Below are 22,914 nucleotides of genomic sequence, written 5' to 3'. Positions count from 1 at the left end.
AAAGAGAGAACCTTTCATGTTTTTCACGGGTCCAAAAGAATGGACGCTCTGTTATGGTAAAATGTTTTTGGAACCATGGTCGACGCCTATAACATAGTTTCTGATTATGCACACCGTGGAGGGTCAGTTTTGACGAGAGAGGAACTCATTCAAATCCTGACGGAACGAGTTCAGGAATGTGAAGCCTGTCAGCTCGCTCAAGGTAGGACCAACGTGGTCGTCGGTGAGGGCAGTCTCTATGCACCCATCATGTTCGTTGGTGAAGGTCCAGGTGAAGAAGAGGACAAGACGGGTCGACCGTTCGTCGGCCGAGCGGGTCAGTTGCTAACGAAGATCCTCGAGTCCGTTCAACTGACTCGTGAGGAAGTCTACATATGCAACGTCGTCAAGTGTAGACCACCCAATAACAGGGTCCCAAACGCGCAGGAACAAAAAGCGTGTGCGCATTTTCTTTACGCGCAGATCATGATCGTCGATCCAGCGATCATCGTTCCTCTTGGTAGCACGGCACTCTCGTTCTTTCTCAACCAAAATGTCTCGATCAGTGATTATCGTGGCAAGGAGATTCAATGGAAGGCAGGCAAGAAACTGTTTCCCATGTTCCATCCGAGTTATCTGCTGAGGAATCCTTCGAGAGAGAAAGGCTCTCCGAAGGATCTAACTTGGCAGGACATCAAGAAGGTCCGAAAATTCTATGATGAGCTGAAAGGGAGGTATCAAGATGCCAAGGGGTAGGAAGAAAACTTTGACACCCGCACTGGAAGACTACTTGACGGTGATCTACGAGATCCAGCAGAAACAACCTGCTGCAAGAATCAGCACGATTGCGAGAAGGGTAGGAGTCAGTCTGCCGAGTGTCACGAATGCGGTCAGAAGGCTCGCAGACCTCGGGTACGTCGAGTACGAAAAGTACGGTTTGATCATCCTCACCTCACGTGGAAAAAGGAAGGCTCAGAGTCTGTACGCCCTACAGAGACGCATCAAAAATTTCTTCCACTACGTGCTCGGTATCTCCATAGACATCTCAGAGAAGTTGGCAAGGCATTTGTCACACTATCTTACTGCGAGAACACGCGAGAGAATAAAAGATTTCTACAGACTGATCATCGATTTCTCCGAGGACAAGGCGAAAGAGCTTAGAGAGTTCATAGAAGAGAGTCGCAAATTGGTGAACGCTCCAACACTTCCTGAAGAGGTACTCGAAGACCTCAAGGCCATGGAGAAGGAAACAGAGGAAGAAGAGGGTGAATGAGTGTGGCTAACGTCTTGGTAACGGGAGGAGCAGGATTCATAGGTTCACACCTGGTCGATGCCTTGCTTCGTGAAGGTCACAGGGTTGTCGTGGTCGACAATTTGAGCAACGGTAAGATTGAGAATTTGAACAGGCAGGCTTTGTTTTATCAGCAGAGCATTCAGGACGAGGAAATGATGGAACGCGTGTTCATGCTCCATCATTTTGATTACGTCTTTCATCTTGCAGCGCAGGCGAGTGTGAGTGTATCGGTCAAAGAGCCTGTCAAGGACGCGATGAGTAACATCGTTGGTAGCTTAGTTTTGCTCGAAAAGAGTGTGAAGTACGGTGTGAAAAAGTTCATCTTCTCTTCCACGGGCGGAGCCATCTACGGCGACGATGTGCCCGTACCAACGAACGAAGAAGTCTGCCCAAAACCCGTCTCACCGTACGGCATCGCAAAGAGAAGTGTGGAAATGTATCTGGATTTCTTCAAGAAGGAAAAGGGCCTCGATTATGTTTCTCTTCGCTACGGCAACGTGTACGGACCAAGACAGGATCCCAACGGTGAGGCCGGCGTGGTAGCCATATTCACGTCGAGAATGTTGAAGAATGAAGAGGTCCACATCTTTGGCGATGGTGAATACGTGAGAGACTACGTGTACGTATCGGACGTAGTCGAGGCCAACTTACTGTCTCTGAAACCTGAGGTCAGCGGCATCTTCAACATCGCAACGGGTGTCGGCACGACGGTGAACCAGCTCTTCAAGATGCTCGCGGAGTTGACGAACTATTCGAAAGAACCCGTTTATGCGGAACCAAGGAAAGGTGACCTGAGAAAGAGCATCTTGGATTGTTCGAAGGCTGAGAAATTGCTCGGTTGGAAACCCAAAATCGATTTGAAAACAGGCTTAGCCCTCACGTTGGAGTTCTTCAAATCTGGAGGGTGATGTTCACGCAAGGTTCGGAGCCTCTCGCAGAAAGGATGAGACCCAAGGATCTCGACGAACTCGTGGGTCAAGACCACGTGCTCGGTGAAAGCGGCGTTCTTCGCCGTGCGCTGGAATCTGGGTCAATTTTCTCGTGCATACTCTACGGTCCTCCGGGTTGTGGTAAGAGTTCCATCGCCGAGCTGATCAGAAAATACGTCGATGCAGAATTCCATTCTCTGAGCGGGTCGCTCCACGGTGCTGCAGAGATAAAGCAGGTGCTCAGTAGGGCTCAGGAACTCAAAAAGTACGGTAAACGGACCATACTGTTCATCGACGAAATACACAGATTGAACAAGGCTCAGCAGGATCTTTTACTCTCGCGAGTGGAGGATGGAACGATCGTACTCATCGGTGCGACCACGGAGAATCCGTCTTTCGAGATCATCGCACCCTTACTTTCGCGTTGCCGAGTGATCCAGCTCAAGCCACTCACCGCAGAGGATCTGCTGAAGATCATGAAACGCGCCGTTGAAAGAGATGAGCTGTTCAGGAGGAGTCAAGTGGAAATAGAAGAAGAGGTGCTCTCGTACATTGCGAAGGAATCGAACGGTGATGCAAGATATGCGTTGAACACGCTCGAGACGATCGTTGAAACAACGCTGTCTAAAGGCTTGAAGAAGCTTCGTCTCGAAGATCTGGCCGAGCTTTCACCGTCGAAGATTCTAACTTACACAGAAGAGAATCACTACGATCTGGCCTCGGCGTTCATAAAGAGTCTCAGAGGAAGTGATCCAGACGCGGCGCTCTACTACATGGTTCGAATGCTCGAGTCTGGGGAAGATCCCAGATTCATTGCAAGAAGAATGATCATCCTCGCGAGTGAAGATATAGGTTTAGCAGATCCCTTCGCCCTCGTGATCGCAGTCAGTGCTGCGCAGGCGGTGGAACACGTGGGTATGCCAGAATGCGCGCTGAACCTTGCAGAGGCGGCGATATACCTCGCAACAGCCCCAAAGAGCAATTCTACTTATGAAGCGCTGTCTCGAGCAAAAGAGCTGGTAGCAAAGACGAAAGATGCTGAAGTACCGCTGTTCTTGAGAAATCCTGTGACCAAACTCATGAAGAATATGGGCTACGGTAAAGGTTACGTTTATCCACACGATGTTGGAGGTTTCGTTCAAAGAAGCTATATGCCCGAAGGTCTTGAAGATATCAGACTGTACGTGCCAAAAGACGTTGGCAAGGAATCGTCGATAAAGAAGAGGTTGGAACAGCTGTGGGGAAAGAGAGAGGGTGATAGCGGTGAAAGTCATCCCAAAGGATAACGTGATTTACGCCTTCAGCCCCGGCATGAAGCCTGTTGCACATGTTCACGCCGGCGAAACGGTCCAGTTCGAAACACTCGATGCGCTCGGCGGACAGATTCAAGACGAAGCAAACGTGATGAACCTCGATTTCTCAAAGGTCAATCCCGCCACAGGCCCGATCTACGTTGAAGGTACCAAAAAAGGTCAAACGCTCGTGGTGGAGATCCTCGACATAAACATCTCATCGGACCGTGGTGTGATAGTCGCTGAGGAAGGCTTCGGTGTGCTCAAGAATGTCGTCAAGGGTTTCAAAGCGAAGATCTTGCCGATTCGTGATGGTCATGTCATCTTCAACGATCTTTCGATCCCAATCAGACCAATGATCGGGGTAATCGGTGTGGCACCCGAACGAGAAGAGTTTCCCACCGGTACTGCACACAAACACGGCGGCAACATGGACACGAAAGAAATATCCATCAGGTGTAAGATCCACCTTCCCATCTTTCAAGATGGTGCGCTTTTCGCTCTGGGCGATGTTCATGCCGTGATGGGTGACGGTGAAGTGTGCGTTTCTGCATGCGAGGTTCCAGCGACCGTGACAGTGAAGATAGACATTGAGGACAGAACGATCGAATGGCCCATCGTGGAGACTGAGGAAAATGTATACGTACTCGTTTCTCTGCCAAAATTGGAGGACGCGCTCGAAGAAGCCACGCGCGTCGCAGTGAAGATGATCAGTGAAGCAAGAAAACTCTCTTTCGAAGAAGCTTACATGCTCGCAAGCTTGATCGTCGACGTGGGCGTGAGCCAGCTCGTCGATCCGAATTTAACAGCGAAGGCGAAGATTCCAAAGCGTTATCTTGTGTGAACGTACTGCGCAGATTTCGAAGCGTTTTTCATACTGATGTTCAGTAACAAAGCTTTTCTCGAAGAACATTGTGGCTTCTCATTCTAAAAGCAATTTGCAGAGATATTTCTTTGTGCCACCCTGCGTTTTTTCACAAGAGTTGGTGATTAGAAACGCATGGTCTGCTTTTTCCGAAACCACTCATCTTGTGACAGACTCATCAGCACGAGTCTTCATGATCTCTCATTCTCCGGACATTTTTTTGATCTTTTCTCGAGTTCCCCGATCACGTCGTTCCAGGAAACATCCTCGGCGCACATCAACACGATCAGATGGTATATGAGATCTGAAATTTCGTTGATGAGTCTTTCCTTTGTCTGGTGTTTCGCTGCCAGTATGACTTCTATGCTCTCTTCGCCAAACTTCTTGAGGATTTCGTCCAAACCTGTCCTGAACAGGCTCGTCGTGTAAGAACCTTCTGTGGGATTGTTTTTCCTGTCTTCGACGATCTTGTGGAGTTTTTGAAGAAATCCAAGTCCGTCCTTCACGTTTTCTCCATGGACGACGTTGAAGAAACAACTCCTTCTTCCTGTATGACACGCCACCTTGTTCTCTGGAAATTCCACAAGGTACAACAAGGCATCTCTGTCGCAATCTTCAACGATCTGCAAAACTCTCATCGTGTTCCCCGATTCTTCACCCTTCTTCCAGATCTTTTGTCTCGATCTCGAATAGAAGTGTGCAAAGCCAGTTTCTTTCGTCAATCTCAAAGCCTCTTCGTCAGCGTAAGCCAGCATGAGAACTTCTTTCGTGAAAGCTTCTTGGACAACTACGGGTCTCAGCACGTCATTCGACCTCCCAACAATCCAGTCTCACGTTGATTTTGTTCTGAGAAAGGTATCTCTTCAAATCTTGAACATCGATCAAGCCGAAGTGGAACACCGATGCACCGAGCGCCGCATCCGCACCTGCCTTGAACGCTTCGAGAAAATGTTGTTTTGTTCCGGCACCGCCCGATGCGATCAGTGGAATTTTCAAGACCTTTCTGGCCAACGAGATGAGTTCAAGGTCGAAGCCTTCTTTTGTGCCATCTTTGTCTATGCTTGTTAGAAGGATTTCGCCCGCACCGAGCTCTTGAACATTTCTTAACCAGTCTTCCAATTTGATACCTGTCGCCTTCTTTCCAGAAAGGATGAAGACTTCGAAGCCCAGTTGAGTCCTCTTAGCATCGACTGCGACTACGACAGCTTGAGAACCGAACTTTGATGCAATTTTTTCTATCAGCTTCGGATTCTCTACCGCGGCGGTATTGATGCTCACCTTGTCTGCACCGGCATAGATCAACTCCGATGCAGTTTCGATGTCACGAATACCCCCACCCACGGTGAAGGGAATGTTCGTTTTCTCCGCGACCTTCTTCACCACGTGAATCATCGTCCTTCTCGATTCCAAGGAAGCGGTAATATCGAGAAAGACCAACTCATCAATGCAAGAGTCGCAGTACTTCTGTGCCAATTCCACAGGATCTCCACCGTAAACGAGGTTCTCGAACTGTCTTCCCTTCACGACCACACCATCCTTCACATCCAAGCACGCGATGATGCGCTTAGCAAGCATAACTCTTCATCTCCTTCAGTGTTATCTTTCCCTCGTAGAAGGCCCTGCCCACGATGACGCCATCGACGAATGGAACTTCGAGGTTTAACCTTCTGACATCCTCGAGGTCTTCAACGCCACTTATCCCACCTGCGACGATGAAGGTCAAATTCGTTTTCTGTGCCAAGTGTTTGGTGAAATCGAGTTTTCTTCCCTTGAGTGTTCCATCGGCTTCGACATCGGTGTGAATCACCTCTTTCAAGCCGAGCTCTTTCAGTGTTTTCAAAAGCTCCACGACGTTCAGCTCGCTTGTCTCGTTCCATCCCTTCGTTCGTACCCGTTCATTAGCGGTGTCGAGCGAGAACACCACGTCGATGCCCTGCTGCATCAACTTGCAGATCAACGTCGGATCTTCGATCAACGCGGAACTCAGTATCTGCCTTCTGAACCCCATCTGTACCAGCTGAATCGCTCGCTCCAGGCTCCTGATGCCGCCACCGATTTGAACGAATCTTGCGAGATTTCTCCGTGAGATCTTCTTCAACACGACCTCGTTTGCCATTGATCCATCGATCGCGCACGACAGATCCACAACGTGCACGAGTTGAAAACCTTCTTCTGCGAAGAGTTTCAACAATTCTACAGGATCGTAATCGTAAAGATGAATCTTCTTTTTGTCGCCTCGTTCGAATCTCACGACGCGACCATCGTAAAGATCTATCGCTGGGATGACGCGCATTCCAACACCCTCTTCAAAAAGGCTTTTCCCACCGCATGGCTCTTCTCCGGATGAAACTGAACTCCCAAGACCTTGTCCTTCATGACAACCACTGGGAACTCTTCTTCGTACTCACAGGTTGCGACAACCAAAGATTCTTCGCACAGGACCCTGTACGAATGAACGAAGTAAAAATACCTTCCATCCAGGTCCTTGAACTTGTCGTTCTGAAATCTCACTTGATTCCAACCGACGTGGGGTAAAACTTGTGCCTTCAGTTTCGTTACCTTGCCCTCGAGCAGACCAAGGCCTCGAACCGATCGGCTTGAAACACTCTCTTCGCTCTCTTCAAAGAGGATCTGCATACCAAGACATATTCCCACGATGAAGCTCTTTTCAGCTTGGTTCAGCAAGAATTTGTCCATTTCGTTCTCTCCGAGCCGTCGCATCGCTTCTTCGAAGTGCCCAACGCCTGGCAAGAAGATCACGTCGAAAGAGCTTTGTGACGGTTTTTCCAAAAGTTCCACGTTCAAGCTCTGTTCGAGCCCCTTCAAGGCCCTGTACAAGTTCATCACGTTTCCAGGCATGCTTGAAACGATGGCCACGTTCAATCTATCACCCCTTTCGTGCTCTGGGTAGATTCAATCTTCTCGATCGCGCTTCTCACAGCAATAGCAAAGGCTTTGAACATCGATTCGGCGATGTGGTGTGAGTTCTTCCCAAACAACTTCACAATGTGCAGAGTTATCCTTGCGTTGCTGGAAAAGCTCCTGAAGAACTCTTCGATCAATTCGACGGGGAAATCACCGATGCTTTGTGTTTCAAAAGAAGCCTGAAAATTCAAGAAGCTTCTTCCAGAAAGATCGATCGAGCACATCGTCAGCGCCTCGTCCATCGGAACGATCGCATAGCCAAAACGTTTCGCTCTGGAATAGTCTAAGAGCTCTCTGAAAGCCGTACCCAAGACAAGTGCAAGGTCCTCAACCCCGTGGTGCATGTCCACGTGCAAGTCCGCCTCGAACTGTTCCAAGCTCAAAGACAGGGTCGAAAATCTACAGAACGTCTTGAGCATGTGATCGAGAAAGCCGATCCTGCTCGATCCAGTGAACTCTCCCTTCCCATCGTCTATGAGCCACAGCTTTATATTGGTCTCGAGGGTTTCCCTTTCCACGCAGCATCGATTCGTTTGTTTTTCTATCTTCACAACGATCCCTCCAATGTCTCGATTAGAAGATCGTTCTGTTTTGGCTGACCGACGGCCATGCGAAGCCCGAACTCTGTCTTTCTCACCGTGATTCCTCGCTTCAGTAAGGCTCTGTAGACTCTCTCAGTTCGCTCCCGTTCGAGATAGACGAAGACGAAGTTCGCCTTCGAATCGTTCACCTTCAAACCCATGCTCCTCAACGCGTTCTTGAGTCTTTCTCTTTCCTCGATGATCTTTCTCACACGTTCTTGGAAAATACGTTTGTTTCTCAACGCTATCGTCGCAAAGGTTTGACCCAGATAGCTCACGTTGTACGGCAGACGGACCCTGTTGTAAGCGTCGATCAAAGAAGGATTCGCGACGATGTATCCGATCCTCTGAGAAGCGAGGCTGAAAGCCTTCGAGAAGGTTCTCAAGATCGCGAGGTTCTGGAATTGTTCTATCAGAGGTGCAAAGGTTTTTCCAGAGAACTCGAAATACGCTTCATCGAGAATCAAGAGAGCCTTGGTCTTCAACAACCAGAAGATCTCCTCTTCCTCGAAGAGATGACCCGTCGGATTGTTCGGATTCGGCAAGAACACGACACAGTCTTCGTTCAGCAGACCTTTCAACGTCTTCGTGTCGATTCTTTCTCCTCTGAGCGGCACTTTGTTCACTTTCACACCCAACGCGTTGGCGAAGATCTCGTAGCAACTGTACGTTGGAGGAAAGACGTATATGGAGAGGTCTTTGAACATCAGCAAGAGCACGTATATGATCTCGTCCGCTCCGTTTCCGACGCTGATCTGCTCTTCTCGCGCTCTCCAAGAATCAGTCGAAAGGTAGTCCACGAGTTCTTTCAAAAACTCCTTCGAAGGAGAATCGACGTACAGGTTCACCTTCGACGGATCGATCGATTCGAAACACTGTCGGATCAGCTCCTCTGGAAAAGGATAAGGATTCTCGTTCAAGGCCAGATAGATAGGAGATCTCGTTTCGCTCTGGTACGCTTCGACGTCTTTTCTAATCCTTTCAACCACCGCTTTGAAACTCACCTCGATCCCTCCATCCTCACTTCGATCGAGCGAGCGTGTGCCTCGAAGCCCTCAAGCCTCGCCAAGGTTGAATAGAACCTTCCTTCCTTGAGGACTTCTTCCTCGCTCACGCGCGTTACGAAGATCCTCTTCAAAAAATCTTGAACGCTCAAGCCAGAAGAGAACCTTGCGCTGGTCGAAGTCGGAAGCACGTGGTTGGGTCCTATGCCGTAGTCACCGAACGCCTCCGCCGACCAACTTCCGAGGAATACGGAACCTGCGTTCTTGACCTTTGGTAAAAGTGAGAAGGGATCTTCTAAGAACAATTCGAGATGTTCTGGAGCGAAAAGGTTGACGAACTCGATCGCGTTGTTCAAATCTTTCGTCAAGATGGAAAGTCCGTTTCTCTCGAGCGAAACTTGAGCGATCGATCTGTTCGGCTCACTCAATTCGTTCAACTGTTTTGCGAGTTCTTCGAGCGTTCTGTCCAACAGATCTTCGTCGTTCGTCAAAAGAACGCTCATCGCCATCTCGTCGTGCTCGGCTTGTGCGAGCATGTCGATTGCCACCAGTTTAGGGTCAGCAGTTTCGTCTGCGACGATCAAAAGCTCCGTGGGGCCTGCTACCGAGTCTATACCACAATCACCGAAGACCAACTTCTTCGCACAAGAAACGTAGGCGTTGCCGGGTCCGACGATTTTGTCGACTTTCTTTACAACCTCCGTTCCGTATGCGAGTGCTGCGATTGCGTGCGCACCACCCATCTTGTAAACTTCCTTCACACCGAGCCTTCGACACAGATGCAACACGTATGGCGAAAGTTTACCCTCTTCGTCAGCTGGGCTTGCTACAACGATTCTTTCGATTCCCGCGATTTTCGCAGGAATTGCACACATCAGAAGTGTTGTGAAGTAGACCTTCTTTCCCGAGGGCACGTAGATCGCGACGCTCTCGATGGGCCTAACCAACTGCGCCGTGAAGGAGCCATTTTTTGTCAGGCTCCACACCGATCGTTCCAGTTGCATCGAATGAAACGCTTCGAGCCGTTCGATAAGCTTCTCACACGCCTCTTCGAACTCCGGCTCGACCTTTGCCGATTCAAGCTCTTCCTGTCGAACCAAGATCTGCTCACCTTTGAGCGCACATTTTTCGTACTTGGAAATGTACTCATCCAGAGCGCTCTGACCGTTCTTTCTGACGTTCTCGACGATGAGCCTCACATTTTCTTCGATATTCAGAAAGTTTGTCTTTCTCTCTTCCAAGATTTCGAAAATCTGACCTTTCGTTGGTTCAACGAGTACCCTCACGCTCAAGCCCCCTTTCCAACCTTCCAAGGAAGTCCAGAATCTCGGCACGTTTGATCCTGTAAGCCACGTCGTTCAACGTCACAACCGCGCTTATGGGGTACACTTCGTCCAAGATCGAAAGTCCGTTTTCCTTCAAAGTCCTTCCCGTCTGGACGATGTCCACAATCAAAGGTGCGAGCCCCACGATCGGTGCGAGCTCCACTGACCCGTGCAATTTTATGATCTTCACGTCCAGCCCCTTCGAATCGAAATAGAGCTTCGCACTAACTGGGAACTTCGTCGCCACACTGACACTTCCGTTCTTCACCTTGAAGCCTTCCAAGCCCGCCACGACCATCCTCGCTTTCCCAAACGGCAGTTTCATGGGCTGAACGAGTCTGAACTGCGATTCGACTATCGAATCCGTGCCGCAGATACCGACGTCTGCAACGTTGTTGAACACGTAGGTTGGAACGTCCGAAGGTTTCACGATGAAGATCTTCAACTGCTCCTCCACGTCCTCGACGATCAGAGATCTCTCACTCCTTTCTTTGAATTGAAAATCACATCTTTCCAAGAACGCGAACGCTTCATCTTCGAGCCTTCCCTTCGCGAGCGCTATCTTGACCATGCTTTCTCCTCCAAGAAGATCGTTCCACCGACTCCCAGTGTGCGTTCGTTCACCCTGTACCTTCCACCGGCGGCGATGAGTGCAGGGTCTTTCAGATCGAAAAAGATAAAAGTGGGTCCATCGTACTCTTCAACGGTTCTGGCGAGTGAAAAATCTATCTCCACCGTTACTCCGGAAAATCCCGACAGAAAATCCACGAGCTCAACTATTTCTCTTTCGATCGATGGATCCAGCTCGAATTCTTTCAGCTGGTTCACGCTCCTTTTGGTGAAACTGGCTTCAACGAGTTTCAGCACGTCGCTCAGATCCAGGTCGTTCAAAGATGCGAAAAACTCCAATTCAGACACATCCTTTCTGTCTATGAGCTCGAAGAGTTTTTTTCTGAACTTCTTTGGCACGTGCTGGACGCACTTTTCTATCACCCGTGAATCACCTATCTCAACGAGCAATTCGTCTGTGAGCGAGCGGAGGATCGATTCGAGCATGACCCTCAAGACCACGAAACTGTCTTGGGGTGAGTTGTAGGGAACGATTTCCAAACCGAGCTGAAAGGTGTTCTGAATTTGCCCCGTTTGATCGTAACGATAAACGAAACCTGAGTACCAAACTCTCAGCGAATCTGATGCGTTCTTGTTGAAGAACTCGACGATGGTCGTTGTGTAATCGTCTCTGAGCTTGAACAACTGTCCGTTCTTGGCCTGGAAGAACACAACGTTGTCGTTGATCTGCGAAAGATCTCTCAACACTTCGGTTTCTGGACTCAGAAACAGCTCGAAGCCTTCAGCCATCGCTTGATCAACGAAAGAACGAACGAGTTTGTCGATTCTTTTCAAGCCTCTCCCTCCTTAAAAGAAAAAGGGTCACACCCTTTCGGATGTGACCCGGTAGCCTTCCAAATTCCACCATCACGTGACGCCCGGTGGGAAAGCTACCGGGTCAAACACGTGATGGTGCACGAGATTCAGAGTTTCAAGTTTGCGATCAAACACACTCATGATCGTTCACCTTTGACAGTATAATACCACGGCGGCGTCGTGTATTCCAACGTGCGCGATCGAATCGTCATCAAAGTTGTACATTCTTGTTGCCTTTTCATACCTTTGATTTAAAATAATACATGAAAAGCCGACTTGTCTCAAGGGGGCTCTCGGATGTTGAAAGAGGGGGATATTGTAAAAGGGAACATCGCGAACGAACCGGTGAGGGTGGACAAAATCGTGGACTTCGGTGAGCACGTTCAAATAGTTGGTTCCACCCTACACACCAAACGGTATGTCAACCGCTTTCTGAGAAAGTCAGAGTTAACGCAGCTACAGATCGTCAGCCAAACCATTGACTTTTCCTTTCCGGCGAGAGACGCTTTTCTCTTCATAGAAGCCACCCGCCTCAAATACGCGTCTTTGTTTGATCCATTCCTTGCGATGAACGTTTCCAAGATCGACCCACTGCCCTTCCAGATAGAGGCGGTCTACGGATATGTTCTGAAGCAACCGAAGGTGAGATTTCTGATAGCCGACGACCCGGGTGCAGGGAAGACGATAATGGCGGGTTTGATAATTAAGGAGTTGAGGCTGAGAAAGCTGGCCTCACGGATATTGATAGTGGTACCAGGACATTTGAAAGACCAGTGGCGGCGAGAACTTTCCGAAAAATTCGACGAGAAGTTCACGGTTTTGGATAGACACACGTTCGATGCCCACTACGGTGAAAATCCCTGGGAAATCAACGACCGGGTGATCACATCCTTGGACTTCGCGAAACAGGACGACATCCTACCAACGCTGAACTCGGTCCGGTGGGATCTAGTCGTTGTCGACGAAGCCCACAAGATGGCGGCTTACTCTTATGGAAACAAGACCGAGAAGACCAAGAGGTACAGGTTGGGAGAGGTTCTTTCGAAGGTGGCAAATCACTTGCTTTTCCTTACTGCAACTCCACACAGGGGAGATCCGGAGAATTTCAGGTTGTTCTTGGACCTGCTTCAGCCAGGTTTCTTCGCAAATCCTGAGATGGTTGAGGAATCTTTGAAAAACCGAGACAATCCGTTGTTCATACGTAGGCTCAAAGAAGACCTTCGAGACTTCAACAACAATCCGATTTTCACCAGGAGGTTCACAAACACTGTCAAATTCAAGCTCTCCGAGAGGGAGAAAGAGCTCTACAACGAGGTGTCGCGCTATGTGATCGAGCAGTACAACAAGGGACTGAAGAACGACAAGAAGAAAAACGTGGCCTTCGCACTCGTGATTCTCCAGAGAAGAATGGCATCGAGCACGTTCGCACTCATGAAGTCTTTGGAGAGGAGAAAGAGAAGGCTCGAAGAAATACTCGCAAAAGGACAGGAAAAGCAGAAAGAATACCACTTGGACTACGAAACGCTTGAGGATCTTGAGGAGGAGGAAAGGTGGAAAAGGGAGGAAGAGTGGGAAACATTGACGTTTGCTACGGATCGAGATGAGCTCACAGGCGAGATCAAGATCATCCAAGAACTGATGAAGAGAGCTGATGACATCGTACGCAGCGAGAGTGAGGCGAAGCTTTCGAAGCTCAGAAAAGCCATTGAAGATGGGTTCAAAAAATCGAGCGAAATGGGTGGAAACGCCAAGGTATTGATTTTTACTGAATCGAGAGACACCTTAGAATACCTCGTTGACAAGATAAGAAAGTGGGGTTACAAAGTCAATTACATCCATGGGGGAATGAAGCTTGAAGAGAGAATCAAGGCGGAGAAGCTTTTCAAAGAAGAGACCCAGATCATGGTTGCGACTGAAGCTGCGGGCGAGGGTATCAACCTGCAGTTTTGTCACGTCATGATTAACTACGACATCCCTTGGAGTCCAGTGCGCTTGGAGCAGAGAATGGGTAGGATCCACAGGTACGGTCAGCAGAAAGACGTGTACATCTTCAACCTGGTCACGGAGGACACCAGGGAGGGCGAGGTCTTAGCGAAACTCTTGAGCAAGTTGGAAGAAATAAGAGAAAAACTTGGCAGCGATAAGGTCTTTGACATAATCGGTCAGATCTATCCTGACAAGGACTTCCACCAGCTGATCGTCGATGCCGTCACGAACGCGAAAACCATGGACGAAGTGTTGAAGGAGTTGGATGAAAGAGTCAAGGTTGACCCAGAGTACATCGAAAGGATCAAGGAGATGCTGGGCGAAAGCCTCGCAACAAAGTACATAGATCATTCAAGAATCAAAGAAATGTTTGAGAAAGCCGAAGAATACAGACTCGTACCCGAGTACGTTGAGGAGTTCTTCAAGAGGGCATTCAGAAGGCTTGGAGGTGAATGGGAAAAAACCAGGGATGGCTTCTTGACGGTGCGATCCATCCTCTACGAAATTAAGAAAATAGCAGAAAAATTGGAGTTCAAGAACAAGTTTGGAATACTCATGAAAAGTTACAGAAAGATCACTTTCGACAAAGAAAAGGCCTTTCGAGAACCAGATTCCGAGTTCGTGTCCTTCGGTCATCCGCTCTTGGAGGCGTTGATCGAGTGGGTGGTGACAGAATTTCGCGAGGGTGTCAAGAAGGGCTCGACCTTCGAAGATCCTTCTGGAAAATACGACGGGCTCATCTGGTTCTACATGGGCGAGATCGTCGATGGAAGAAGCGAGGTCGTGGCGCGCAAGATCTTCGCCATCTACGATGATGGAAAAGAGAAGAGGGAAGTAGACCCAGCCCTCCTCTGGGATCTGGTCCCGTTCGAAGGGACAGTCGAACCGTTGAATGCGAGCGAGAGCGAGGTTCTACCGTTCGTGATAAAAGCCGTGGAGAAGTACAAAGAGCAGCTGCGCAGGGAGAGAGAAAGACAAGCAGAAATCAAGAGGAAGTATGGTTTGCGGTCCCTCGACTACCTAATAGGTGAACTGGACGCGGAGCTCTCGGAACTCTACGAGAGACAGTCCTTCGGGGAAAAGGTGGATCTTGCGATCCTAAACAAGGATCAGCAGAAGAAAAGCTATGAGAGGGCAAGAGAAGAACTCGAAAAAGAAATCCAACAAGAACAACACTTGGTTATCTCCTTCCTGGAGCTCTTGACGGTCGTGAGGGTTGTCGCTCGAACGGCCGACGAGATGATTCGAGATGAAGAGATCGAACGGATCGGAATACAGATCGCCATGGAATACGAAAGAAAGCATGGAAGAGAACCAAAGGATGTCTCGAGGGAGAACCTCGGATTCGATATTCGTTCCAAGGGTGAAGGGGAAGTCAGGTACATCGAGGTGAAGGCGAGGGCAGGGTGTGGTCAAATAGCCCTGACTCCGAACGAGCTAATGAAGGCCAAACAACTCAAGAACGATTATTGGTTGTACATCGTTGTGAACGCAGCGACGAACCCTGAGCTCTACGTCGTCAACAACCCAGCGGAGAACTTGAAGTTCTTCGAGAAGGTCGAGGTCGTTCGTTACCTGGTCGAACCGGAAGAATGGAAGAGCAAAGGAAAAAGAGAGGTGTGATTATCGTGGAAAGAAGGTTCATAGAACAAAGCTTTCCCCTCAAGGAAGTGAGCGATATCTCCCGAAAAGAAAAGCTCGTAAGACATGGACATATCTCCACACTTCATATTTGGTGGGCAAGACGACCCCTTGCGAGTTCGAGGGCAACGTCCTACGCTGCGTTGATCTTGGCCGAGGATGATCCTGCGGAGTGGAACAAAAAGCAACAGTTCATAGTGGAGCTTTCGAAGTGGGAAAACTCGTTGAACCGACAGATCGTCGAAAAGGCGAGGCGAGACATACTCAACGCCAACGGAGGAAAACCACCGAGGGTTTTGGACCCATTCGCGGGAGGAGGCTCGATACCTCTGGAGGCTCTCAGGCTCGGTTGCGAGACACACGCCGTCGAGTACAACCCAGTAGCGGTGCTCATCCTGAAGTGTACCCTCGAATACCCCCAGAAGTACGGAAGAGTGACGAGGATCAAAGAAAGAGTGGGGATGGTCGAGGTCGAAAGACAGGCCAATCGGCTGGTCGAAGACGTAAAGAGATGGGGTAGGTGGGTTTCGGAAGAGTCGAGGAAGGAACTTGGCGGTTACTATCCAGAGGACGAAGACGGTTCGATCCCAGTTGGATACATCTGGGCGAGGACAGTGCCATGCCAGAATCCGTCCTGTGGAATAGAAATACCGCTGATGCGACAATACTGGCTCGCGAACAAGGACAAGAAGAAGATCTTCCTCTACCCGTATGTGGATGGAAAACAGGTCGAATTTAAAATTGTCGGGGATGGGTACGAAGCGATGCCGAAAGATTTCGATTCATCCAAGGGTACCGTCTCCAAGGCATTCGTTGTTTGTCCCGCGTGCGGTAACGTCATAGACGACAAGGCGACTCGAAAACTGTTTCAAACTGGCAGAACAGGGGAGAGGATGATCGTCGTCGTTCTGAGAAAGAAGAATTCAGACGGCAAACACTACAGACTGGCGACGGAGAGAGACTTAGAGGTGTTCAGGAAGGCGGAGGAGCAGCTTAAGGTGAAGAGGCAAAAGTTGATGGAAGAGTGGGGGATCGATCCTGTGCCAGATGAGCCATTACCACCAAAAGAGACACTTGGTTTTCGTGTACAAAGGTATGGCATGTTCAAATGGGGCGACCTTTTCAACCCCCGACAAAAGCTCGCTCTGATTACTTTCACAGAAAAGGTGAGACAGGCATATAAAAAGATGATCGAAGAGGGGTACGATGAGGAGTATGCAAAGGCAGTGGTGAGTTATTTGGGGCTTGGGATAAATAGGTTGGCTGATAGGAATTCTTCCTTATGTCGCTTAATTCCACAAACTGAGGCAGTCGGGTTTACCTATAGTAGACAGGCATTGCCGATGTTATGGGATTATGTAGAAATGTGCGTATATGAACATCCAAGTGGTTGGAATTCTGTACTTGATGAGACGCTAGAGAACCTCTCCCACCTCTCCCAGATTCCGCCTGTCGAATTGGAGGAGGAGAAAGGATGAAGAGCTTAGAGGAGATTAAAGAGATTCTCAGTGAGCACAAAGAGGAGATAAGGGAAAAATACGGTGTAGTTATACTCGGAGTATTTGGCTCTTATGCAAGGGGTGAGCAAAAAGAAACAAGCGATGTAGATATTCTTATTGAAATTGAGAGACCAATTGGGCTCAAATTTTTTGAGTTGTGGGATGAACTTGAAAAGCTTCTTGGTTGTGAGGTTGACCTTGTGAGGGAAAAGCTTCTTAGAGAGGAAATTAAGAGTGATATATTAAAGGAGGTTGAGAGGGTATGAAACGGAAATCTTCCCTTTACATAAAGGACATACTTGAAGCCATGGCAAGGATCGAGGAATTTACGCAAGGAATGTCTTATGAAGATTTCATACAGGATGACAAGACATCGAGCGCAGTAGTTAGAAAGCTTGAGATTATAGGCGAAGCTGTAAAACAACTTCCCAAGGAAGTGAGAGATAGATTTGAGGAAATTCCATGGAACTCTCTGGCAAAGACAAGAGATAAGATCATACATTTCTACCATGGTGTGGATCATGAAATAATCTGGAAAATCATAAAAGAAGAACTCCCGTCCCTGAAATCGTCCTTTGAAAAAATATATGTTGAACTTTTGGAGGGAAAAGAATGAAAAAACTCTTGATCCCCAAAGTTATTCAAGGCTCCGCCACAGAACTTCCCTACCCAGACAACTACTTCGATGCTGTTTTCACTGATCCGCCGTACTACGACAATGTGGGTTACTCTTACCTTTCGGACTTCTTCTACGTGTGGTTGAAAAGAAGTGTTGGAGATCTATACCCCGACTTGTTCGTAACGCCGTTGACGCCAAAATCCAAAGAGATCGTCGCCTATTCCCACAGAGAAGGAGGCCGAGATGCTGGTAAAAGGTACTTCGAGGAGATGCTCAAAAAGGCTCTCAAAGAGATATACAGGGTTTTGAAACCGAACGGCATCGCGACGATCGTCTACACGCATAAATCTACCTCCGGATGGGAAACACTCATCACATCACTTCTGGAATCCGGACTCGTGGTCACCGCCTCGTGGCCCATCGACACGGAGATGGAGTCGAGACTTAGGGCGAAAGAATCCGCGGCTTTGTCCTCTTCCATCTACTTCGTGTGCAGAAAGATGGAGAGGAAGTCCATCGGTTGGCTCAAAGACGTTAAAGAAGAGATAAAAGAACGCGTGCGACAGAGACTTGATAGGCTGTGGGAAGAAGGCATCAGTGGTGCGGACTACTTCGTTGCTGGGATAGGGTCAGCGATAGAGGTGTTTGGAAAGTACGAGAAGGTCATGGATTACGAGGGGAACGTCATGACGGCGGCGAAGCTGATCGATCATGTTAGGGAGATCGTCACTGATTACACCGTGAAGAAGATTCTACACGACGGCATTTCAGCAGAGCTTTCTCCGCTGACGAGGTTCTACGTGCTGTGGAGGTGGACCTACGGAGAGTCGAAGGTCGAGTTCGACGAAGCGAGAAAACTTGCCCAATCAACTGGAATCGACATAGAAAGAGAGTGGAACAAGGGTTTCATAAAGAAAGAAAAAGAGTTCGTGAGGGTCCTTGGACCCCACGAGAGGAATCTGAAAGATTTGGAGAACAAAACTGAAATGATAGACGTCCTGCACAGAGTGCTTCTGCTTTGGAAGAACGGGGAAAAAGAGGAGATGAAGAACGTGCTCTTCGAAACTGGATACGGTTTGAGAGACGCGTTCTACAGAGTGGCTCAAGCGATTTCGGAAACTCTATCGATCGAAAGCAAAGAGAAAAAGTTGCTGGACGGATTTTTGAGCGGTAAAGACAAACATTTAGAGGAACTGAAAAGCTTTAGGAGGGGGTTGTTCGGATGATCGCCTTCACGCAGGTGGCGATACCCCACCGCGACATAATAGAAGGAAGACTCACCATGGACGTTTTCGCCGCCGATCTGTGGCAGGTGAAGAACAACAAGGGACCAATCGAATACACAGATAAAGACCTGTTCTTCAGGAAAACTTACGAAACGAAGGGCCTGAGAAACCTCATCGAGGTGGCTGAGAATCGTTTGATGAGGGGCACTGGAGATCCCGTGATTCAGTTGCAAACGCCGTTCGGCGGTGGCAAAACTCATGCCCTGATCGCTCTCTACCACAAGGCTAAAGAGTGGGGAGTGAATGTCGTCGTACTTGACGGGACAGCCTTCGATGCGAAGGAAGTGCGGCTCTGGGAGGAAATGGAGAGACAGCTCACAGGTTGCGAAGACAAGACCAAGGGGGACTCCGCCCCAGGGAAGGACAAGTTGATCGAGTTACTCTCTGAAGGTTCACCGGTTCTCGTGTTGATTGACGAAATCTTGGAGTACGCGACGAAAGCTGCGGCGATAAGAGTCGGTGATTCGAATTTGGCGTCCCAAACGCTGGCTTTCCTGCAGGAGTTAACGGGTGCTGTTTCTTCTGTGGGAAAAGCTCTTGTGGTTTTGACCTTGCCGTCGAGTACGCCAGAACACTACGACGAAAACGCGGCGAATCTGTTTCTACAGTTGCAAAAACTGGTGGGAAGGACCGAGAGAATCTACACACCAGTTTTAGATGACGAGATAGAGTACATCGTGAGGAAGAGACTCTTTGAAAGGGTCGACGAGGAGAAGGCGAAGCAGATCGTGGACGATTTCGTGCGATACGCTGTGGAGGAAAAACTCTTGAAGAGCGAGGAAGCATCGTGGTACAGGGAGCGTTTCTTGAAGAGCTATCCATTCAAGCCTGATGTGATCGAAGTCTTGTACAAGAGGTGGGGTTCTTTTCCCACGTTCCAAAGGACGAGGGGAGTTCTGAGGTTGCTCGCCTTGGTCGTTCGCGATTTGATAGATAAAGAAATCCCGTTCATAAGACTTGGGGATTTCAATCTGAATGATCCGGAGATAGAGAGAGAACTGACGAAACACCTTGGACCCGAATGGGAAAGCGTCATTTTTCAAGACATAACTTCGCCGAATTCCGGTGCAGCGGCGGTGGACGAGGAAATTCAGGTTTCTTACAAATCCTACAAGCTCGGGAGTGTCGTGAGCACCACGATCTTCATGTATTCATTTTCTGGCAAGGGAGAGAAAGGAGTGACGGCACAGGAAATCAAGAACAGCGTGGTCTACCCCACGGTGCCAAGTTCGATCGTGGACACAGTTCTGTCAAAATTGAGGGAGAAACTCTTCTATTTGTCCGAGGAAGGGTGGTTCTTCACCAATCAGCCGAACTTGAACAATATGTTGATCAGCAGGGAACAGAACATAGACGACGAGAAAGTCGTGGAGAGGGAAAGACAGATCATTCAAGAATTCGCGAGGAAAGATGATAGAACGCTCAAAGTTTACGTTTGGCCAGCGAATCACAAGGATGTTCCCGACGACGAGCGTTTGAAGCTCGTTGTGTTGAAGGAACCCGAGTCTCGAATGGAGTTCCTGGAGAGTTGTGGCGATAAACCTCGCGTGAACCGCAACGTGCTGTTCTTTCTCTGTCCAGACGAAGATCAAAGAATAGAGTTCGAAAAGTTCTTGAGGAGTTTGATAGCCACAGAGCAAGTACGGGAAGAAGTGACCAGTTTAACGGAGAATCAAAAAAAGCAGTTGGAAGAAAAAATAAAGTCGCTCAAATCAAGACTCTACGAAGAGCTAAGGAAGTACTATCGTAGGCTCTTCGTTCCTGTCGTTGCTGATTTCCAAGAAATCGATCTCGAGATTCCAGCTTTCGGTGCAAATTCGTTGGTATCCGAGGTATGCGAACGGTTGAGAAGTGAGGGACATATAGTTCAAAAGATAGCGCCGGTCTTGATCAAGGGGAGGTACCTGTCGAACCAGGACTATGTCGAGACGAAGAAACTGTACGAAGCTTTGTTGAGAACACCTGGAGAAACCAGGGTAGTTTCGAAGGAAGTCCTTGCGCAAGGTTTGGCAGAGGGTGTAAAGATAGGTCTATTCGGACTCGGAAGACTTGGAGAAAACGGGCCGATGTGTGATCATTTCAAAAAGGAAGTTCAAGTTCGACTTGACGAGGGAGAGATCGTAGTTTCGAGCGAGTTATGTTCGAAAATCTCCAGTTCGAAAGAAGACGCGTACAAACCCACGGTCCAGAAAGAAACGGATCAGAGGATTTCGGAGGATGTCGCCGAACTGAAGCAAGAGAAAAAGCCAGAACGTGCTTATAAGAGCGTCCACCTGAAGCTGAACGTTCCTTTCGGAAAGGTCTCAGAGGTCGTTAGAACGATCAACTATTTGCAAAGTAGATTCAGTAGCATCAACCTTCAAATCGATGTGAAGGCGACTGGCGGAAGCTTGGATAAAGACGAATACGAGAACAGAGTGAAAGAAGCACTGATGCAGAGCAATGTCAAGATCGAAGAAGAAGAGACTGAGCCATGGTGATGCAACCGATCATCAAGAAACTTACTCGGGATGGGTTTCTTTGAACAATTGAGCTCGCCACTTGGAACTGGTTTGGCCAACTCTGTAATGGAGTAACGCAGTGAATCAAAAGAGTGAATTCTTTGCTGTCCATGTAAGCGCCCCACGCAGTATAATAATCCTACTGAAACTGATCTGCGGGGCTTTGAAGCACATTTGGTCCTGACTCTGGAAAAGTCTTTAATCTTCTGAGAAATTTTCTCGTACGGATATTCGCGAAGACCTTGGTCGTAATTCTTTGTACCAGTCAGCGTTTTTGATCTGTGATAAGAGCACGGCAGAAGCCAAAATCGACTTCTGCCAAACAATAGAAAGGGGAGATTTCTGTGAAAACAAGTTGGAAGGTCTTGCTGGCGTTGTTGCTTCTCGTCGGGACAGCTTTGTTCTCGGCAAAGATCACGATAACTTGGTGGATCAATCCTTGGAGAATAGCACCTCCTGGTCATCCTGCCGACAAGCCACTGACGGGAGAAGAATTTCCCAAGTGGATTTCAGAAGAGTTCATGAAACTACACCCAGACGTGGAGGTCAAGTATGTCCTCGTGACGAACCAGGAGTACGCGCAGAAACTCGCAGCTGCGATCGCAACAAAAACCCAGCCAGATTTCTTCAAAGGGCCTGTTTGGGACAGTCGCTGGGCGAAGAGCGGTTTGCTGGAACCCATCGATGATTATTTGTCCCCAGAAGATTGGAAAGACTTCTACGAACAGTGTCTGAAGGCAGGTTACGTCGACGGTAAACACTACATGTGGCCCTGGGTTTACGGAACCAACGGAATGGGTGCGACGATGCTTCTGTACACACCCGATTTTGAAAAGGCTGGCATAGACTGGAGAAAGATCGTCAACGAAGGCTGGACGATGGAAGAGTTCGTCGAAGTTTGCAAGAAACTAACCTGGGACAGCGATGGGGACGGTCAGATCGATCATTATGCCATTGGACTCGGCGCAAAAAGTGACATGGTGCACAACGTTTTGAACTTCATCTATGCACACGGTGGCAGATTGACCAATGAAGACGAGACTGAAGTGATACTGAACAGCCCCGAGGCGATCGCAGGACTTCAGTTTGTCCTTGACCTTATAGAAAAACACGGAGTTGCGCCGAAGGGTGCCGAGGCTCTCGACATCTATGGTGTTATAAATCTTTTCCATACCCACAAGGTGAGCATAGGCTTCGGTGGCCCGTACGAGATAGGAAGAATCACACGTTATGTGAGAGAGGGCCGTCTCTCAGAGGCTTTCTATCCAGTAGTTGCACCGTTCCCGCACGTTGAGGGAAAGGACCCAGTCGCGTACGCTCGAGGTAGTGGTTTCATAGTCTTCAAGCAGAGCGATCCGAAGAAAAGAGACATGATCTTCGAGTTCCTCAAATTCATCACCAATCATGAGAACATCGCTCTGTTGGAAACACTTAATTATCTCACCGCGAGAAGGTCCGTCAACGAGCTTCTTTACAAGGACGATCCCTACATGAACGAACAGGTCAGAAGGTACGCCCAGATCATGGATAAGTACGGGATGGAATTCTTTGGAAGTCAGGAGTTCCCGTGGTCTCAAATGAATGCACACTTTGTCGCCGCACTCGAAGCTACTTTTTCTAAGTCGAAAACACCTGAGCAAGCTTTGAACGACTTCGTCAGAGAAGCGAACAGGATCCTCAAGAAAGTGAAGTGAAACCAAGGACCGGAAAATTTGGGACGGCCGTCGGGCCGTCCCATTTCAATATTCTCGAGGTGATGCGAC

Annotated in this window: 21 protein-coding genes; 12 read left to right on the top strand and 9 right to left on the bottom strand. The window is 48.7% G+C overall.

Annotated elements, in window-relative coordinates:
• The first annotated feature begins 129 nt into the window (after positions 1 to 129).
• Genes AJ81_RS01265 through AJ81_RS01245 form a run of 5 tightly spaced genes read left to right on the top strand, consistent with a single transcriptional unit; the run spans position 130 to position 4,338 of the window.
• Positions 130 to 735, top strand: a complete 606-nt coding sequence (locus AJ81_RS01265) for a uracil-DNA glycosylase (protein WP_031503356.1) — start codon at positions 130 to 132, stop codon at positions 733 to 735.
• Positions 722 to 1,252: a metal-dependent transcriptional regulator gene (locus tag AJ81_RS01260; protein ID WP_031503355.1), complete on the top strand. Its 531-nt coding sequence runs from the start codon at positions 722 to 724 to the stop codon at positions 1,250 to 1,252. The genes AJ81_RS01265 and AJ81_RS01260 overlap by 14 nt, the downstream gene beginning before the upstream one ends.
• A gap of 2 nt (positions 1,253 to 1,254) precedes the next feature.
• On the top strand, positions 1,255 to 2,181 hold the full coding sequence (locus AJ81_RS01255) for an SDR family oxidoreductase (RefSeq protein WP_231845413.1): 927 nt from the start codon (positions 1,255 to 1,257) through the stop codon (positions 2,179 to 2,181).
• Positions 2,181 to 3,488: a replication-associated recombination protein A gene (locus AJ81_RS01250; protein ID WP_031503351.1), complete on the top strand. Its 1,308-nt coding sequence runs from the start codon at positions 2,181 to 2,183 to the stop codon at positions 3,486 to 3,488. Before AJ81_RS01255 ends, AJ81_RS01250 begins: the two co-directional genes overlap by 1 nt.
• Positions 3,466 to 4,338 (top strand): acetamidase/formamidase family protein, encoded by an 873-nt coding sequence (locus tag AJ81_RS01245; RefSeq protein ID WP_031503349.1) that lies wholly within the window; start codon positions 3,466 to 3,468, stop codon positions 4,336 to 4,338. Before AJ81_RS01250 ends, AJ81_RS01245 begins: the two co-directional genes overlap by 23 nt.
• 212 nt (positions 4,339 to 4,550) lie before the next feature.
• Here AJ81_RS01245 and hisIE read toward each other — a convergent pair whose 3' ends face one another.
• The 9 genes from hisIE to AJ81_RS01200 are packed head-to-tail and all read right to left on the bottom strand — an operon-like array spanning position 4,551 to position 11,598.
• The gene (gene hisIE, locus AJ81_RS01240) at positions 4,551 to 5,162 is read right to left on the bottom strand and encodes a bifunctional phosphoribosyl-AMP cyclohydrolase/phosphoribosyl-ATP diphosphatase HisIE (RefSeq protein ID WP_081708888.1); all 612 of its coding nucleotides are present in this window, start codon (positions 5,160 to 5,162) and stop codon (positions 4,551 to 4,553) included.
• 1 nt (position 5,163) lies between these two features.
• A complete protein-coding gene (hisF, locus tag AJ81_RS01235) occupies positions 5,164 to 5,934 on the bottom strand; it encodes an imidazole glycerol phosphate synthase subunit HisF (RefSeq protein WP_031503347.1) in 771 nt (256 codons plus the stop codon).
• Positions 5,924 to 6,652 (bottom strand): 1-(5-phosphoribosyl)-5-[(5-phosphoribosylamino)methylideneamino]imidazole-4-carboxamide isomerase, encoded by a 729-nt coding sequence (locus tag AJ81_RS01230; protein WP_031503345.1) that lies wholly within the window; start codon positions 6,650 to 6,652, stop codon positions 5,924 to 5,926. Before AJ81_RS01230 ends, hisF begins: the two co-directional genes overlap by 11 nt.
• A complete protein-coding gene (gene hisH / locus AJ81_RS01225; protein ID WP_231845499.1) occupies positions 6,631 to 7,236 on the bottom strand; it encodes an imidazole glycerol phosphate synthase subunit HisH in 606 nt (201 codons plus the stop codon). The genes AJ81_RS01230 and hisH overlap by 22 nt, the downstream gene beginning before the upstream one ends.
• 2 nt (positions 7,237 to 7,238) lie before the next feature.
• The gene (hisB, locus tag AJ81_RS01220) at positions 7,239 to 7,835 is read right to left on the bottom strand and encodes an imidazoleglycerol-phosphate dehydratase HisB (protein ID WP_031503342.1); all 597 of its coding nucleotides are present in this window, start codon (positions 7,833 to 7,835) and stop codon (positions 7,239 to 7,241) included.
• Entirely contained in the window at positions 7,832 to 8,869 is a 1,038-nt protein-coding gene (gene hisC / locus AJ81_RS01215; RefSeq protein WP_231845414.1) for a histidinol-phosphate transaminase, read from the bottom strand. The genes hisB and hisC overlap by 4 nt, the downstream gene beginning before the upstream one ends.
• Positions 8,866 to 10,155, bottom strand: coding sequence for a histidinol dehydrogenase (hisD, locus tag AJ81_RS01210; protein WP_031503338.1), 1,290 nt, complete (start codon positions 10,153 to 10,155; stop codon positions 8,866 to 8,868). The genes hisC and hisD overlap by 4 nt, the downstream gene beginning before the upstream one ends.
• Positions 10,139 to 10,765, bottom strand: a complete 627-nt coding sequence (gene hisG, locus AJ81_RS01205; protein WP_031503337.1) for an ATP phosphoribosyltransferase — start codon at positions 10,763 to 10,765, stop codon at positions 10,139 to 10,141. The genes hisD and hisG overlap by 17 nt, the downstream gene beginning before the upstream one ends.
• Positions 10,753 to 11,598, bottom strand: a complete 846-nt coding sequence (locus AJ81_RS01200) for an ATP phosphoribosyltransferase regulatory subunit (RefSeq protein WP_031503336.1) — start codon at positions 11,596 to 11,598, stop codon at positions 10,753 to 10,755. The genes hisG and AJ81_RS01200 overlap by 13 nt, the downstream gene beginning before the upstream one ends.
• A gap of 318 nt (positions 11,599 to 11,916) precedes the next feature.
• Between AJ81_RS01200 and AJ81_RS01195 the strand changes: the two genes are divergently transcribed.
• The 7 genes from AJ81_RS01195 (at position 11,917) to AJ81_RS01165 (ending at position 22,845) form a co-directional block, all read left to right on the top strand.
• Positions 11,917 to 15,228 carry a helicase-related protein gene (locus AJ81_RS01195; RefSeq protein WP_031503333.1) on the top strand — a complete coding sequence of 1,104 codons (3,312 nt, stop codon included), beginning with the start codon at positions 11,917 to 11,919 and terminating at the stop codon, positions 15,226 to 15,228.
• A gap of 5 nt (positions 15,229 to 15,233) precedes the next feature.
• Positions 15,234 to 16,724: a DUF1156 domain-containing protein gene (locus AJ81_RS01190; protein WP_096325195.1), complete on the top strand. Its 1,491-nt coding sequence runs from the start codon at positions 15,234 to 15,236 to the stop codon at positions 16,722 to 16,724.
• On the top strand, positions 16,721 to 17,011 hold the full coding sequence (locus tag AJ81_RS01185; protein ID WP_031503330.1) for a nucleotidyltransferase family protein: 291 nt from the start codon (positions 16,721 to 16,723) through the stop codon (positions 17,009 to 17,011). The genes AJ81_RS01190 and AJ81_RS01185 overlap by 4 nt, the downstream gene beginning before the upstream one ends.
• Positions 17,008 to 17,361: a HepT-like ribonuclease domain-containing protein gene (locus AJ81_RS01180; RefSeq protein ID WP_031503328.1), complete on the top strand. Its 354-nt coding sequence runs from the start codon at positions 17,008 to 17,010 to the stop codon at positions 17,359 to 17,361. Before AJ81_RS01185 ends, AJ81_RS01180 begins: the two co-directional genes overlap by 4 nt.
• A complete protein-coding gene (locus AJ81_RS01175) occupies positions 17,358 to 18,590 on the top strand; it encodes a DUF1156 domain-containing protein (RefSeq protein ID WP_197536846.1) in 1,233 nt (410 codons plus the stop codon). Before AJ81_RS01180 ends, AJ81_RS01175 begins: the two co-directional genes overlap by 4 nt.
• Entirely contained in the window at positions 18,587 to 21,130 is a 2,544-nt protein-coding gene (locus AJ81_RS01170; protein ID WP_031503324.1) for an ATP-binding protein, read from the top strand. The genes AJ81_RS01175 and AJ81_RS01170 overlap by 4 nt, the downstream gene beginning before the upstream one ends.
• 365 nt (positions 21,131 to 21,495) lie before the next feature.
• A complete protein-coding gene (locus tag AJ81_RS01165; protein WP_031503322.1) occupies positions 21,496 to 22,845 on the top strand; it encodes an ABC transporter substrate-binding protein in 1,350 nt (449 codons plus the stop codon).
• Positions 22,846 to 22,914: the final 69 nt, after the last annotated feature.

Source organism: Pseudothermotoga hypogea DSM 11164 = NBRC 106472 (assembly GCF_000816145.1).
In the GTDB taxonomy this organism is placed as follows: Bacteria; Thermotogota; Thermotogae; order Thermotogales; family DSM-5069; genus Pseudothermotoga_A; species Pseudothermotoga_A hypogea.
This window is presented reverse-complemented; position numbering and strand designations above follow the sequence as displayed.

What these genes read in the sequence shown, in the direction of transcription:
- AJ81_RS01260 (WP_031503355.1), top strand. Translation starts at nt 722, where the DNA reads ATGCCAAGGGGTAGGAAGAAAACTTTGACACCCGCACTGGAAGACTAC.
- AJ81_RS01250 (WP_031503351.1), top strand. Translation starts at nt 2,181, where the DNA reads ATGTTCACGCAAGGTTCGGAGCCTCTCGCAGAAAGGATGAGACCCAAG.
- hisF (WP_031503347.1), bottom strand. Translation starts at nt 5,934, where the DNA reads ATGCTTGCTAAGCGCATCATCGCGTGCTTGGATGTGAAGGATGGTGTG.
- AJ81_RS01230 (WP_031503345.1), bottom strand. Translation starts at nt 6,652, where the DNA reads ATGCGCGTCATCCCAGCGATAGATCTTTACGATGGTCGCGTCGTGAGA.
- hisG (WP_031503337.1), bottom strand. Translation starts at nt 10,765, where the DNA reads ATGGTCAAGATAGCGCTCGCGAAGGGAAGGCTCGAAGATGAAGCGTTC.
- AJ81_RS01195 (WP_031503333.1), top strand. Translation starts at nt 11,917, where the DNA reads ATGTTGAAAGAGGGGGATATTGTAAAAGGGAACATCGCGAACGAACCG.
- AJ81_RS01185 (WP_031503330.1), top strand. Translation starts at nt 16,721, where the DNA reads ATGAAGAGCTTAGAGGAGATTAAAGAGATTCTCAGTGAGCACAAAGAG.
- AJ81_RS01180 (WP_031503328.1), top strand. Translation starts at nt 17,008, where the DNA reads ATGAAACGGAAATCTTCCCTTTACATAAAGGACATACTTGAAGCCATG.
- AJ81_RS01175 (WP_197536846.1), top strand. Translation starts at nt 17,358, where the DNA reads ATGAAAAAACTCTTGATCCCCAAAGTTATTCAAGGCTCCGCCACAGAA.
- AJ81_RS01170 (WP_031503324.1), top strand. Translation starts at nt 18,587, where the DNA reads ATGATCGCCTTCACGCAGGTGGCGATACCCCACCGCGACATAATAGAA.